Raw genomic sequence first — 14366 nt, 5'->3', positions numbered from 1 at the left:
CCGTGGTGGCGTGAGACACATGACGATCACGGTCGCGGGATGCACACGACCTCTCCGGTAGGGGATGATCGGTGACGTGAGCGATACGGAAACCGTCAAGCAGCAGCCGTTGCTTCCCACGCCACCCCCAGCGGCGACACCCTTGTCCGCCGACTCGTCGGCGGCGCGGTTGCCACGCGATCGCTACCTCAATCGCGAATTGAGCTGGCTGGACTTCAACGCCCGCGTGCTCGCCCTCGCCGAGGACGAGTCGCTGCCGTTGCTGGAGCGTGCGAAGTTCCTGGCGATCTTCGCGTCCAATCTCGACGAGTTCTACATGGTGCGGGTGGCCGGGCTGAAACGCCGCGCCGAGACCGGCCTGCTGGTGCGCTCGGCTGACGGCCGCTCCCCCGGCGAGCAGTTGGAACTGATCGCCGCGCGCACCCAGGAGATCGCGGTGCGGCATGCCCGCGTCTTCCTCGACAGCGTGCTGCCCGCGTTGACCGCCGAGGGCATCGCGATCATCGACTGGAGCGATCTGGACGAGGACGAACGCAGTCGCCTTTCGGGTTACTTCCAGGATCAGGTCTTCCCGGTCCTCACCCCGCTCGCGGTCGATCCGGCGCACCCCTTCCCCTACATCAGCGGGCTGAGTCTCAACCTCGCGGTGACGGTAAAGGATTCCGCGACCGGCGGCGAGCACTTCGCCCGCGTCAAGGTCCCCGACAACGTCGACCGGTTCGTCCGTGTGCGCCGCACCGACTCCGGCTCCCCGATCGCGGCTTTCCTGCCGATGGAAGCGCTCATCGCCGCGCACTTGGACCTGTTGTTCCCCGGCATGGAGGTGGTCGAGCACCACTCGTTCCGGATCACCCGCAACGCGGACTTCGAAGTCGACGAGGATCGCGACGAGGACCTGCTCCAGGCGCTGGAGCGGGAACTGGCCCGGCGGCGGTTCGGTTCGCCGGTGCGACTAGAGGTGTCCGACGACATGACCGAGCACATGCTCGATCTGCTCCTCCGCGAGTTGGACGTCGACCCCGACGACGTCATCCAGGTGCCCGGACTGCTCGACCTGTCCTGCCTCTGGCAGGTGTACGGCGTCGACCGGCCGAATCTGAAGGACACTCCGTACGTTCCCGCGACCCCGCCCGCGTTCGGCGAGCGCGAGACGCCGCGCAACGTCTTCGCCGCGCTGCGCGAGGGTGACGTGCTGGTGCACCATCCGTACGACTCGTTCTCCACCAGCGTGCAGCGGTTCATCGAACAGGCCGCCGCCGACCCGCAGGTGCTCGCCATCAAGCAGACGCTGTACCGCACCTCCGGTGACTCCCCGATCGTCAACGCGCTCATCGACGCCGCCGAGGCGGGCAAGCAGGTGGTCGCCCTGGTCGAGATCAAGGCGCGGTTCGACGAGCAGGCCAACATCAAATGGGCCCGCGCGCTGGAACAGGCCGGCGTCCACGTGGTGTACGGCCTCATCGGCCTGAAGACCCACTGCAAGACCTGCCTGGTGGTGCGCCGCGAGGGCGCCACCATCCGGCGCTACTGCCACATCGGCACCGGCAACTACAACCCGAAGACCGCGCGCCTCTACGAGGACGTCGGATTGCTCACCGCCGCACCCGAAATCGGCGCCGACCTGACCGACCTGTTCAATTCGCTGACCGGTTACTCGCGGAAAGAGAACTACCGCAATCTGCTCGTCGCCCCGCACAGCGTGCGCTCCGGCATCATCGAGCGCATCCAGCGCGAGACCGATCTGGCGGGTGAGGGTAAGGACGCCCGAATCCGGCTGAAGGCCAACGCCATCGTCGACGAGGAGGTCATCGACGCGCTGTACCGGGCCTCCCAGGCGGGCGTGCCGGTACAGATCGTGGTGCGCGGCATCTGCGGCCTGCGCCCCGGTGTGCCAGGGATGAGCGAGAACGTCGAGGTCCGCTCGATCCTCGGCCGGTTCCTGGAGCATTCCCGCATCCTGCACTTCCAGGCGCAGGACGAGTACTGGATCGGTAGCGCCGACATGATGCACCGCAACCTCGATCGCCGGGTCGAGGTGATGGCGCAGGTGAAGGATCCGCGGTTGACCGAACAACTCGGCGGGGTCTTCGACTCGGCTCTGTCGCCGACCACGCGCTGCTGGGTGCTGCAACCGGACGGCACGTGGCAGGCGTCGCCGGGCGTGTCCGGCGACGGGGACAAGATCAGAGACCATCAGGAGTTCTTGATGCGGCTGCGGAGGCCAGATCAGCAGTGAACGCCAAAACGGGGTTCGAACAAGAGGGGGGCCCGTTCTGGGATCCCCGCGTCACCGCCAATATCCACGCCGCCGGAGCGGTGCTGTGGCGCGAGTCGTCCTCGGGTGCGATCGAGATCGCGATCGTCCACCGCCCCAAGTACGAGGACTGGTCGCTGCCGAAGGGCAAACTCGACCCGGGCGAGACCCCGGTGCTGGCCGCGGTCCGCGAAGTACGGGAGGAAACCGGGCTGGAGAGCAGGCTCGGCCGCTACCTCGGCCACGTGACCTACCCGATCCCCGGCCACCGCAAGCTGAAGCGGGTCGACTATTGGGCCGCCGAACAGGTGGGCGGGGAGTTCACCGTCAACTCCGAGGTGGACGTGCTCAGCTGGCATCCGCTGGATCGGGTGATGGACCAGCTGTCGTATCCGATGGACCGGCAGGTGGTGCGCGCCTTCACCCGGCTGCCCGCGCGCACCGACACTCTGCTGTTGGTGCGGCATGCCAAAGCAGGCCGCAGGGACCGCTTCAACGGTCCCGACGAGCAGCGTCCACTCGACCGCGAGGGCGAGGCGCAGGCACAGGCGCTCACGCCGAACCTCTTGGCGTTCGGTGCATCTGAGGTCTATTCGGCTCCACCACTGCGTTGCGTGCAGTCCGTGGCGCCGTTGGCGGAGAAACTCGGTGTCGAAATCATCGAGGAGCCATTGCTTTCCGAGACCGGGTACGCCGAAACCCCGGACGACGCCCGGGAACGTTTTCGAGCCCTGGTGTCGGACAAAGCCATTCGTGTCGTCTGCAGTCAGGGCAAGGTGATCCCCGATCTGCTGGGATGGCTGGCCGAACGCGATGGAGTCGCGCTGCCGTCGGCGCGCAATCGCAAGGGCAGTGTGTGGGTGCTGTCGTTCGTCGGCCATCGCTTGGTGGCCGCCGACCATCTGGATCGATCGCTGTCAGCCTACGTGGTGCGGTCGGATTAGACCGGCAGCTCCCGCGTCACCGCGCGGGTCGGCGGGCGCCGAGTGGCGGCCACGGCCGTGAGGTCTCGGTAGGCGGACAGCCGAAAACGGCCCCGGGTGTCTCCCGGGGCCGTCTCGACGTTGAGGCGAATGGGCCCAGTCGTGGGGCCACGCATTCAGCGCCGATCCGGCGGTGGCTCGAGATCAGCGGGTTCCGCGAGTCGAGGCCTTCTTGGCCGCGGTCTTCTTCGCGGTGGTCTTCTTGGCGGCAGCGGTGGTGGTCTTCTTGGCCGCCGTGGCCTTGGTGGCCGTCTTCTTGGCCGGAGCCTTCTTCGCGACCGCGGTCTTCTTCGCGGGCGCCTTCTTCGCAGCGGTCTTCGTAGCGGTCGTCTTGCGCGCGGTGGTCTTCGCCGGAGCCTTGGCGGCGGCCTTGCGGGCCGTCGTCTTGGCGGGCGCCTTGGTCGGCGTCGACTTCTTGGCGGCGGTCTTCTTGGCCGCCGTCTTCTTCGCCGCCGCCTTCTTCGCCGACACCGGCGCATTCACCCCGCGCTTGACGGCGGGCCCGGTCGCGGCCAGTTTCTGCTTACCCGCGATCACCGCCTTGAACTGAGCGCCGGGACGGAACGCGGGCACCGAAGTGGGCTTGACCTTCACGGTTTCGCCGGTACGCGGGTTCCGCGCGACGCGAGCCGCACGCTTACGCTGTTCGAACACACCGAATCCGGTGATAGTGACGCTCTGACCCTTGTGCACCGCGCGCACGATGGTGTCGACCACATGCTCGACTGCCGCGGTGGCCGTGCGCCTGTCCGTACCCAACTTTTCGGTCAGAACGTCGATCAGTTCCGCCTTGTTCATTGAATCCTCCGCAGACTAATGGCCCGTCGTCGGACCGACTAGGTACCACGGTAAACCCACTTTGGGCAAGAGTCTATGTGCCACGCCAAAATTCATGTGGTTTAGCACACGTCCAGCTACCGCAACTCCGGGTGTCCAGCTAACCGGCGGGGGTGATTACGTCTGCGAAATATGTGCAGGCAGGGTAGTGGGTTTCCATGTTGGCCTTGCCTTTTCGAACCGGGCGATCGCGTCCTCCCGGCGCAGCGTCAGGCCGATGTCATCCAATCCTTCCAGCAGACGCCACCTGGTGTAGTCATCAATTTCGAACGGCAACACGACGGTTCCGGCCGTCACCGTGCGCGCCTCGAGGTCCACAACCAATTCCAAGCCGGGCTGTTCCTCGAGCAACTTCCAGAGCATTTCGACATCGTTCTGTGACATCTGAGCGGCGACCAGACCGCCCTTGCCCGCATTGCCGCGGAAGATGTCGGCGAACCGGGATGAGATGACCACCCGAAAGCCGTAGTCCGACAGCGCCCAAACGGCGTGCTCACGCGACGATCCCGTACCGAAATCCGGACCCGCCACCAAGACACTACCCCTGTTGTAAGGCGCGATGTTCAGAATGAAGTCGGGATCGGTGCGCCATGCGGCGAACAACCCGTCCTCGAATCCGGTCCGCGTCACCCGCTTGAGGTAGACCGCCGGGATGATCTGATCGGTATCGACATTGGAGCGGCGCAGCGGCACCCCGATGCCCTTGTGCACAGTGAAGGCTTCCATAACGAATCTCCTGGGTTTGATTGAGGGAATCGGGGCCGGTCAGTCCAGATCCGCAGGCGATGACAGAGTTCCACGGACCGCCGTCGCGGCCGCTACGAGGGGAGAAACGAGGTGCGTACGGCCGCCTTTGCCCTGCCTGCCCTCGAAGTTGCGGTTCGAGGTGGACGCGCAACGCTGGCCCGGCTCGAGCTGGTCCGGATTCATTCCCAGGCACATTGAGCAGCCGGCTTGCCGCCATTCGGCGCCCGCCGCAGTGAAAATCTCCCCGAGTCCTTCTTTTTCCGCCTGTGCGCGAACCCGCATCGAGCCCGGTACAACCAGCATTCGCACGCCGTCGGCGACATGACGTCCCTTCAAAATCCCGGCCACCGCACGCAAATCTTCAATGCGTCCGTTGGTGCACGAGCCGACGAATACGGTGTCGATCGGCACTTGTCGAAGCGGAGTACCCGGCTCCAAGTCCATGTAACGCAGAGCTTTCTCCGCGGACTCGCGAGCCACCTCGTCGGCGATGGCGGCGGGGTCGGGCACCGCCTCGCCCAGCGGGGCGCCTTGACCCGGGTTGGTGCCCCAGGTGACGAACGGAGTCAGCTCGGAGGCGTCGATGTGCACCTCGGCGTCGAAAACAGCGCCCTCGTCGGTCTTCAGCGCCTCCCAGGCGGCCACCGCGGCGTCCCAATCGGCTCCCTGCGGCGCGTGCGGCCGTCCTTTGAGGAATTCGTAGGTGGTCTCGTCCGGCGCGATCATGCCTGCCCGCGCGCCCGCTTCGATGGACATGTTGCAGATCGTCATTCGGGCCTCCATCGACATGGCCCGGATGGCCTCGCCGCGGTACTCCAGGACGTAGCCCTGTCCGCCGCCGGTGCCGATCTTCGCGATGACGGCCAGGATCAGGTCCTTGCTCGTCACGCCGGGCGGCATGACGCCGTCCACCGTGATCGCCATCGTCTTGAACGGGCGCAGCGAGAGGGTCTGAGTGGCAAGCACATGCTCCACCTCGGAGGTGCCGATGCCCATCGCCAGCGCCCCGAACGCGCCGTGCGTCGAGGTGTGGCTGTCGCCGCAGACCACGGTCGTGCCCGGCTGGGTCAGGCCCAGCTGCGGCCCGACCACGTGCACGATGCCCTGGTCCAGGTCGCCCATCGGGTGCAGCCGCACACCGAATTCCGCGCAGTTGCGCCGCAGCGTCTCCACCTGGGTACGCGAAATCGGGTCGGCGATCGGCTTGTCGATATCGATCGTCGGAACGTTGTGGTCCTCGGTCGCGATCGTGAGATCGGGCCGTCGCACCGGCCTGCCCGCCGCGCGCAGTCCGTCGAAGGCCTGCGGGCTGGTCACCTCGTGGACGAGATGCAGGTCGATGTAGATCAGGTCCGGTTCGCGCGAGGCACCCTCGCCCTCCCCGCGAGCGACGACGTGCTGGTCCCATACCTTCTCGGCCAGCGTGCGCGGTTCGGCCATTGTCGATCACCTTTCGGACGAAGCAGCCGTTCCGCGATCTGGACTCCGACGCGGCGACGGTTGCACAAGTTGGGATAGCTGCGCCTGGTCCGAACGCTGAGAGGAAGGATCCGTGGAGGTGGTTTCTCAACATCCGAGACGCTAGTATCGTTCTATGAGACAGCATAGCGGCATCGGCGTCCTCGACAAAGCAGTGGCGGTCCTGTACGCCGTAGCCGAGCATCCCTCGGGTCTCAACGAGCTGTGCGCGCGCACCGGTCTACCCCGCGCCACCGCACACCGTCTCGCCGTCGGCTTGGAAGTGCATCGCCTGCTCGCGCGCGACAGCAACGGCACCTGGCGGCCGGGGCCGGCCCTCGCCGAGCTCGCGACCAGCGCGAACGATCCACTGCTCGAGGCCGCGTCGGCCATCCTCCCCCGGCTGCGCGAGATCACCGGCGAGAGCGTCCAGCTGTACTGCCGCGACGGCAACGCCCGCGTCTGCGTCGCGGCGCTGGAACCTCCCGTGGGACTGCGCGACACCGTGCCGATCGGGGCGCGGCTGCCGCTCACCGCGGGGTCGGCGGCCAAAGTACTGCTGGCGTGGGCCGACCCGGAACTACAGCGCACCATCCTGGCCGACGCGGTGTTCGGCGAACGCGCGCTGGCCGAGGTGCGCAAGCGCGGGTGGGCGCAGAGCGCGGCCGAGCGTGCGGCAGGCGTGGCCAGCGTCTCCGCGCCGGTGCGCGACGCGGGCGGCGCCGTGGTCGCGGCCGTGTCGGTGTCGGGACCGATCGATCGGATGGGCCGCAGGCCGGGCGCGCGGTGGGCGGCGGATCTGGTCGCGGCGGCCGAGGCGCTGCACAAGCGCCTGTAACCTGTTTCAATCCGGACTCTCTAGAGTTGCCCCATGGGAGTCAATCAACGGGCACAGATCGTGATGTCCGACACCGAGATCACCGAGTTCCTGCAGCGCAGCCGGATCGCGACGCTGGCGACCATCGGACCGAAGGGCACGCCGCACCTGACCGCGATGTGGTACGCGCTCATCGACGGCGAGATCTGGTTCGAGACCAAGGCCAAATCGCAGAAGGCGGTGAACCTGCGCCGCGATCCTCGGGTCACCTGCATGGTCGAGGCGGGCGACACCTACGACCAACTCCGGGGCGTCTCGATCGAGGGCCGCGCCGAGATCATCGATGACGCCGAGAAACTCTTCGCCGTCGGCGTGAGCGTATGGGAGCGCTACACCGGCCCCTACAACGAGGAATTGCGCCCGATGGTCGAAGCCATGCTGAACAAGCGGGTCGCCGTGCACGTCGTGCCGGAGCGCACGCGCAGCTGGGATCATCGCAAGCTCGGCCTTCCGGCGATGCCGCTGGGCGGCAGTACCGCGCAGGCACTCGACTGACCGGCCCGAACGCGATCGGGCCGCGCGACGCGCGCGAAATCCAACTGACACAACCGCCTCGCACGGGCTAGCGTCGGGTGTTCGACAGCAATCGGCCGGGCACCGCCGCCCGCGAGGACGCGGCGCGCGGCCGCGACGACGAGGAGCAGCGATGGCGGATTCGGGTAAGTCCAACGGCGCCGACGAGGTGAAGCGCAAGTTCCGGGAAGCACTGGAGCGCAAGAACCAGCAGAACGCCCGCGCGGCCGACCACCTCGACGGACGGTCGAAGGCGTCCTCGGCGCACTCCGCGGTCGGCCACAAGCGGGAATTCCGGCGCAAGAGCGGATAGTCCGCACAGTCGGCGAAAGCCCTCCAGCAAGATCGCTGGAGGGCCTTTCTTTTGCCGCTCTCCCCTGCGACCGGCGCGGCCCGGCGGCCGATTTGCGTCCGTCCCCCGCGACCGGCGCGGCCCGGCGGCCGATTTGCGTCCGTCCGCTGCCACCGGCACGGCCCGGCGGCCGATTTGCGTCCGTCCGCTGCCACCGGCGCAGCCGGGCCGCTCATTTGCCCCCTCTCCCGCGAACGGCTCGGCTGGACTGCCGGACTCACCGGGACGGCTCGAACAGTCCCGCACCCGGAAGACCCGGCACGGGCAATTCGGCGCCACCGCCGCGCAGCCCGATCCTGCCGGTGGGCGATCCTGACCGTCCGCACAGGCGGCTCCGACGCTCTCTGCCGTGCGATCCAGGTCATTGCGGATCGAGACTCGGGCCGACTGCCGCAGCATGCGAATCGGTCCACACGAGCACGTCGCATGGGATGCCGCTCTGCCTTCGATGACTCGGCGGCGTTCCCACGGTGGGACGGGACCAGAGCTGGTACCCGCCGAACACCTGGATCATGGCCCCTTCATACGGAGCCGGACAGCGCCCACGGGGTCCAGCGCGAACCATCGGCCGAGAGTGAGATACGGCACAGTCAGTAGTTCAGGCGAGGTACCACCAACGACAGGCCGAGCTTCCGAAGAGATCCGCCGCCCGCCTAGGCCCGGATCCGCCACTGACCACACCACCGGACCACGACCATCCAGGCGGGGCGAAGCCCTCGCCGAGTGTCCGGGGGCGAAGCCCTCCAGGCGGGGCGTGGGGGTTGCACCATCACAAGACACTGCGAAACGAGAAAGGCCCATGCTCCATGAGCATGGGCCTTCCATTCGTGTAGCCCCGACGGGATTCGAACCCGCGCTACCGCCTTGAGAGGGCGGCGTCCTAGGCCGCTAGACGACGGGGCCAGGACTGCTTCTCACTGTCGCGAGGAGCGCCGTGGTTGATCTTTCGATCAGGAGGCTCGGCTAGTTTATCTGGCCGAGGCCCGGCGACCAAATCGCCAGGTGCTGAGGGATTTCGGCCGCGAACCGAAGTCTTACAACACACTCCGCTGGGGTACCAGGACTCGAACCTAGAATGGCTGAACCAGAATCAGCTGTGTTGCCAATTACACCATACCCCAATGACCAGGTCGTTCAGCCTCGCGTCTGGGTGACTCGAGACCGTGTTCCGGGCCGAGAAGAAGAGTACCAAACGGCTACGGGTTAACTACAAATCGCCTGGTCAAAGCCATATTTTCAGCCTTCGGAGCCGGTCTGGGCGGTCTCCTTCCAGTCCAGCGCCGCGCGCAGCCGGTCCAAGGTGAGGTCGCGGCCGAGCAGTTCCAGGGATTCGTACAGCGGCGGGCTGATATGCGATCCGGTGATCGCGACCCGCACCGGAGCGAAGGCTTTGCGCGGTTTCAGCCCGAGATCATCGATCAGCGCCTTTTTCAGTGCCGCTTCGATCGCTTCGGTGGTCCACTCGGTCAACGGCTCCACGGCGGTAATAGCCGCCTGCAATACCTGAGCCGCGTCGGGACCGAGATTCTTGGCCCCCGCGGCCGGGTCGATCGCGAACTCCTCCGCTGGTGCGAACAGGAAACGCAGAAGGTCCCAAGCGTCGGACAAGACGACAATCCTGGTCTGCACGAGTTCCGCCGCCGCGGCGAACACTTTTTCATCGATTTCGGCGCCGATATGGCCGTGTCCGGTGAGATACTCCCGCAGCCGGTGGGCAAAATCACCCGGAGCCAGCAATCGGATGTGCTCGGCGTTGAGCGCGTCCGCCTTCTTCTGGTCGAATCGGGCCGGATTCGAATTCACTTTCGAAATGTCGAAGGCCTCGACCATCTCCGCCATGGAGAACACGTCGCGGTCCTCGGACAGGCCCCAGCCGAGTAGCGCGAGATAATTCAGCAAACCCTCGGGGATGAACCCGCGGTCGCGATGGGCGAACAGATTCGACTCCGGATCACGCTTGGACAACTTCTTGTTGCCCTGACCCATCACGAACGGCAGATGGCCGAACTCGGGAGTGAAATCGGCGACCCCGATCCGGCGCAGCGCGGCGTACAGCGCGAGCTGGCGGGGAGTGGAGGAGAGCAGGTCCTCGCCGCGCAGTACGTGGGTGATCCGCATCAGCGCATCGTCGACGGGGTTGACCAGCGTGTACAGCGGCTGGCCGTTACCGCGGGTGAGCGCGAAGTCCGGGACGCTGCCGGCCTTGAAGGTGGTCTCCCCGCGCACCAGATCGTTCCAGGACAGGTCTTCTTCTGGCATCCGCAGCCGGACGACGGCGGGGCGCCCCTCGGCCCGGTACGCCTCGATCCGCTCCGGCGTCAGGTCGCGATCGTAGTTGTCGTAACCGAGCTTCGGATCGCGTCCCGCGGCGCGATGACGGGCCTCGACTTCCTCCGGCGTGGAGAACGATTCGTAAGCCTCACCGGCCTCCAGCAAACGCCGAACAACGTCCTGGTGCAGTTCTTTTCGTTGCGACTGGCGATATGGCGCGTAAGGCCCGCCGACCTCCGGCCCCTCGTCCCAGGTGAGGCCGAGCCAGCGCAGCGCGTCGATAATCGCCCGGTAGGATTCCTCGGAATCCCGTGCGGCATCGGTGTCTTCGATTCGAAAGACGAATGCGCCACCGTGGTGGCGGGCGTAGGCCCAGTTGAACAGCGCCGTCCGGATCAGGCCGACGTGCGGCGTCCCGGTCGGTGACGGGCAGAATCGGACCCGTACTTCAGTCATGGCTCTCTTTCGATCAGCGTTTGGCGGCAACGGGATTGGTGAGGGTTCCGATGCCCTCGACGGTCACCGACACCTGCTGGCCCTCCCGCATCGGGCCGACGCCCTCCGGGGTGCCGGTGAGGATGACGTCACCGGGCAGCAGTGTCATCACGGTGGTGATCCACTCGATGAGCTTCGGAATGTCGTGCAGCAGAAGCGAAGTGCGGCTGCGCTGACGCACTTCACCGTCGAGCTCGGTGACGACCTCCAGATCCGAAGGGTCCAGGGAGGTTTCGATCCACGGACCGAGCGGGCAGAACGTGTCGTAGCCCTTGCCCCTGGTCCACTGGCCGTCGTGGCGCTGCTGGTCGCGAGCGGTCACATCGTTGGCGGCGGTGTAACCCAGCACCACGTCCAGCGCGCGGGCGGCGGGCACGTCCTTGCAGGGGCGGCCGATGACGATCGCCAGCTCCCCTTCGTAGTCGACCTGAGATGAACTGGGCGGCAGGATGATCGGTGCGTTCGGCCCCACGATCGCGGTATTCGGCTTGAGGAAGATCACCGGGTCGGCGGGCGCGGGACCACCCATCTCCGCAGCGTGGGCGGCGTAGTTCTTGCCGATGCAGACCACCTTGCTGGCCAGGATCGGCGCGAGCAGCCGCACGTCGGCCAGCGGCCAGCTGCGGCCGGTGAACGTCGGTGTGCCGAACGGGTGTTCCGCGATCTCCTTGGCCACGCTGTCGCTTCCGTCGCCTTCGATGCTGACGAAAGCGACTCCATCGGGACTGGCAACTCGACCTAGACGCATGCCCGGAGTCTATCGACCCACCGTCACCTGCTCGAACGCGCCCGACCGGGTGGTACGGAATCCGCCCGGATCCGACGGCGGCGCGCGCTGTGAGCAGCCCGACAGCCGCAACCGTCGAATCGAACCGCCGCCGGGTGTACCGTGAGCAGCGAAGTTCACACAATGGGAATTGTATCCCAAATAATGAGATGTCGAGGTGAGGCCGATGGCGACCGTTACGCAGATCGACGAGGTTCGGCGCTGGTCCATGCTCGGTCTCGGCGTGTTCGCCCAGGCCTCCAGCGCGGTCTTCATCCACGGCGTCCCGTTCCTGTTGCCCGCGCTGACCGACCGTGGCTTGCCGCTGGCGACGGCGGGCCTGCTGGTGGCCATGCCCACCGTCGGGCTGGTGTGCACCCTGATCGCGTGGGGTTATCTGGTGGACCGGATCGGCGAACGCAAGGTGCTGGTCGGTGGTCCGCTGCTGATGCTGGCGGCGGGCTGCGCCGCCGCGGCGACGACGAACGACATCGCCCTCGGCGCGCTGCTGTTTCTCGGGGGCGTCGGGGCGGCCAGCACGAACGGCGCGAGCGGCCGGGTGATCGTCGGCTGGTTCCCGCCGCAGCGGCGCGGGCTGGCGATGGGCATCCGGCAGACCGCGCAGCCGCTGGGCGTCGGTGTCGGCGCGCTGGCGATTCCGGCCGTCGCCTCCGCCCACGGTGTACCCGCGGCCATTCTCGTTCCCGCACTCATGGCGGGTGTGGCGGCCATGGGTTGTCTGGCCGGCATCGTGGACCCGCCGCGTCCCGATCGCGCCGCCGCCGATCCGGCGTTGCGCGCCAATCCCTATCGCGACAACGCCATGCTGTGGCGCATCCATCTGGTCTCGGTTCTGCTCGTCGTCCCGCAGGGCACCGTGTGGACGTTCGCGCTGCTGTGGTTGCACCGGGATGTCGGCTGGTCGTTGGCCGCGGCGGGTGCGCTGGTGACCGTCACACAGATCCTCGGCGCGCTTGGCCGCATCGGTGCGGGCGCGTGGTCGGATCGGGTCGGCAGCCGGATGGGCCCGCTGCGCACGGTGGCCGTCGCCGCCGTGCTGTCGATGACCGCGCTGGCGCTGACCGCGTCGACCCACTGGTGGTGGGCCGCCATTCCGCTGTTGATCGCCGCGTCCGTGATCACCGTCTCCGACAACGGCTTGGCCTTCACCGCGGTCGCCGAGATCGCGGGCCCGTACTGGAGCGGCCGGGGCCTCGGCATCCAGAACACTGGGCAGAACCTCGCGATGGCCGCGGTTCCGCCCGTGTTCGGCGCCCTGATCACCGCGAGCGGCTTCCCGGCCGCCTTCCTCCTGGCCGCGGTCTCGGCCGTCGCGGCGGTCCCGCTGGTTCCCCGCGACCCCGCCTAGGTTCACGCGTCGAAGGATTGCCGGGTCCGCGGCACAGGGCCGCACTCCGCATGCAGATCGCCCCGGACGATCTCGACTCGATGTCGCTGCGTCACCTGAATTCGGTGACACAGCGCTGGTCGAGCGCGCCGCGTGGCGCGGGAGCCGCCGCGGGATTCGCCCGCGCTGGCGGAGCGGACGGCTGAACGTGGAAGGTCCCGTTGCCGGCGGTGGCAACGGGACCTTCCTGGGCGACGGTCAGAGAGTGGCCGCGATGCGGTCGCCGATTTCCACGGTCGACGCCGTGCCGGAGCGAGACTCGAGGTCCTTCGCGACCGCCGACTCGATGCGCGCGGCCTCCTCGGCGTCGCCGAGGTGGTTGAGCAGCAGGGCGACCGAGAGGATCGCCGCGGTCGGGTCGGCCTTGGACTGGCCCGCGATGTCGGGGGCGCTGCCGTGCACCGGCTCGAACATGCTCGGGTTCGTGCCGGACGCGTCGATGTTGCCGCTGGCGGCGAGGCCGATGCCACCGCTCACGGCGGCGGCCAGGTCGGTGATGATGTCGCCGAAGAGGTTGTCGGTGACGATCACGTCGAACCGGCCCGGGTCGTTGACCATGTGGATGGTCGCGGCGTCGATGTGCTGGTAAGCCGTTGTGACATCGGGGAACTCGGCCGCGACCTCGTCCACCGTGCGCTGCCACAGCGAGCCTGCGAAGGTGAGCACGTTGTTCTTGTGCACCAGCGTCAGGTGCTTGCGCCGGGCCTGCGCCTTGGCGAAGGCGTAGCGCACCACGCGCTCGATGCCGAAGCGGGTGTTGGTGCTGACCTCGGTCGCCACCTCGTGCGGGGTGCCGACGCGGATCGCGCCGCCGGTGCCGGTGTACGGGCCCTCGGTGCCCTCGCGCACGACGACGAAGTCGATGTCGGGGTTGCCGGCCAGCGGGCTGGTCACGCCAGGGAACAGCTTGGACGGCCGCAGGTTCACGTGGTGGTCCAGCGCGAACCGGGTGCGCAGCAACAGGCCGCGTTCGAGCACGCCACTTGGCACCGACGGATCGCCGATCGCGCCGAGCAGGATCGCGTCGTGCTGCTTCAGTTCGGGCAGCACCGAATCCGGGAGGATCTCGCCGGTCGCGTGGTAGCGGCGCGCGCCGAGGTCGTACTCGGTCTTCTCGACGCCGGGCACGACCGCGTCGAGCACTTTGAGCGCCTCGGCGATGACCTCGGGCCCGATCCCGTCGCCCGGGATGACAGCAAGCTTCATGACAAATGCTCCGTTCGATATTGCCGGTCGCGGGCCGCCGCAACGTGCGGCCCGGAGGCGACCGTCGGCGTGCGCACGACATTCCGGCCGGGTGACCGCAGCACCGTCACGGTACTCGGCGCGGCCGGATCGCCGAGCACCGGGCGCGCGGCGGGCCTGCGCGCCGACGAAGAGACCGGCGCCGCGCACGAGTGCTCGT

General features: G+C 67.5%; 12 protein-coding genes and 2 tRNA genes. 6 read left to right on the top strand and 8 right to left on the bottom strand.

Translation table 11 applies throughout. The features are described 5' to 3' along the window. Positions 1-64: 64 nt before the first annotated feature. Entirely contained in the window at positions 65-2236 is a 2172-nt protein-coding gene (locus tag ABZW96_RS00070) for an RNA degradosome polyphosphate kinase (protein WP_355069805.1), read from the top strand. Then, entirely contained in the window at positions 2233-3198 is a 966-nt protein-coding gene (locus ABZW96_RS00065) for a bifunctional NUDIX hydrolase/histidine phosphatase family protein (RefSeq protein ID WP_355069803.1), read from the top strand. The genes ABZW96_RS00070 and ABZW96_RS00065 overlap by 4 nt, the downstream gene beginning before the upstream one ends. 183 nt (positions 3199-3381) lie before the next feature. On the opposite strand, the gene ABZW96_RS00060 is transcribed toward ABZW96_RS00065, so the two are convergent. The 3 genes from ABZW96_RS00060 to leuC all read right to left on the bottom strand — a co-directional run bounded on the left by ABZW96_RS00060 (position 3382) and on the right by leuC (position 6261). Then, positions 3382-4035 (bottom strand): HU family DNA-binding protein, encoded by a 654-nt coding sequence (locus ABZW96_RS00060; protein ID WP_039799597.1) that lies wholly within the window; start codon positions 4033-4035, stop codon positions 3382-3384. A 156-nt stretch (positions 4036-4191) separates the two neighbouring features. Further along, positions 4192-4800 (bottom strand): 3-isopropylmalate dehydratase small subunit, encoded by a 609-nt coding sequence (leuD, locus tag ABZW96_RS00055; protein ID WP_355069801.1) that lies wholly within the window; start codon positions 4798-4800, stop codon positions 4192-4194. A gap of 39 nt (positions 4801-4839) precedes the next feature. Next, positions 4840-6261 (bottom strand): 3-isopropylmalate dehydratase large subunit, encoded by a 1422-nt coding sequence (gene leuC / locus ABZW96_RS00050; RefSeq protein WP_355069800.1) that lies wholly within the window; start codon positions 6259-6261, stop codon positions 4840-4842. A 154-nt stretch (positions 6262-6415) separates the two neighbouring features. Between leuC and ABZW96_RS00045 the strand changes: the two genes are divergently transcribed. The 3 genes from ABZW96_RS00045 to ABZW96_RS00035 all read left to right on the top strand — a co-directional run bounded on the left by ABZW96_RS00045 (position 6416) and on the right by ABZW96_RS00035 (position 7982). Beyond that, the gene (locus ABZW96_RS00045) at positions 6416-7117 is read left to right on the top strand and encodes an IclR family transcriptional regulator (RefSeq protein ID WP_355069799.1); all 702 of its coding nucleotides are present in this window, start codon (positions 6416-6418) and stop codon (positions 7115-7117) included. 33 nt (positions 7118-7150) lie between these two features. After that, positions 7151-7651, top strand: coding sequence for a PPOX class F420-dependent oxidoreductase (locus tag ABZW96_RS00040; RefSeq protein WP_355069798.1), 501 nt, complete (start codon positions 7151-7153; stop codon positions 7649-7651). A gap of 151 nt (positions 7652-7802) precedes the next feature. Beyond that, positions 7803-7982 (top strand): DUF5302 domain-containing protein, encoded by a 180-nt coding sequence (locus tag ABZW96_RS00035; protein ID WP_355069796.1) that lies wholly within the window; start codon positions 7803-7805, stop codon positions 7980-7982. A gap of 869 nt (positions 7983-8851) precedes the next feature. Here ABZW96_RS00035 and ABZW96_RS00030 read toward each other — a convergent pair. The 4 genes from ABZW96_RS00030 to ABZW96_RS00015 all read right to left on the bottom strand — a co-directional run bounded on the left by ABZW96_RS00030 (position 8852) and on the right by ABZW96_RS00015 (position 11535). Then, positions 8852-8924: transfer RNA gene (locus tag ABZW96_RS00030), tRNA-Glu, on the bottom strand. A 146-nt stretch (positions 8925-9070) separates the two neighbouring features. Beyond that, positions 9071-9142 (bottom strand) — tRNA-Gln (locus ABZW96_RS00025). 115 nt (positions 9143-9257) lie between these two features. Next, positions 9258-10748: a glutamate--tRNA ligase gene (gene gltX / locus ABZW96_RS00020; RefSeq protein WP_355069794.1), complete on the bottom strand. Its 1491-nt coding sequence runs from the start codon at positions 10746-10748 to the stop codon at positions 9258-9260. 13 nt (positions 10749-10761) lie between these two features. Further along, positions 10762-11535, bottom strand: coding sequence for a fumarylacetoacetate hydrolase family protein (locus tag ABZW96_RS00015; RefSeq protein ID WP_355069792.1), 774 nt, complete (start codon positions 11533-11535; stop codon positions 10762-10764). A gap of 205 nt (positions 11536-11740) precedes the next feature. On the opposite strand from ABZW96_RS00015, the gene ABZW96_RS00010 reads away from it, so the two are divergent. Further along, positions 11741-12922 (top strand): MFS transporter, encoded by a 1182-nt coding sequence (locus tag ABZW96_RS00010; RefSeq protein WP_355069791.1) that lies wholly within the window; start codon positions 11741-11743, stop codon positions 12920-12922. A 237-nt stretch (positions 12923-13159) separates the two neighbouring features. On the opposite strand, the gene ABZW96_RS00005 is transcribed toward ABZW96_RS00010, so the two are convergent. Then, on the bottom strand, positions 13160-14167 hold the full coding sequence (locus ABZW96_RS00005) for a 3-isopropylmalate dehydrogenase (RefSeq protein WP_355069789.1): 1008 nt from the start codon (positions 14165-14167) through the stop codon (positions 13160-13162). Positions 14168-14366 lie beyond the last annotated feature (199 nt).

This window comes from Nocardia sp. NPDC004168 (assembly GCF_040610355.1).
Taxonomy (GTDB): domain Bacteria; phylum Actinomycetota; class Actinomycetes; order Mycobacteriales; family Mycobacteriaceae; genus Nocardia; species Nocardia sichangensis.
This window is presented reverse-complemented; position numbering and strand designations above follow the sequence as displayed.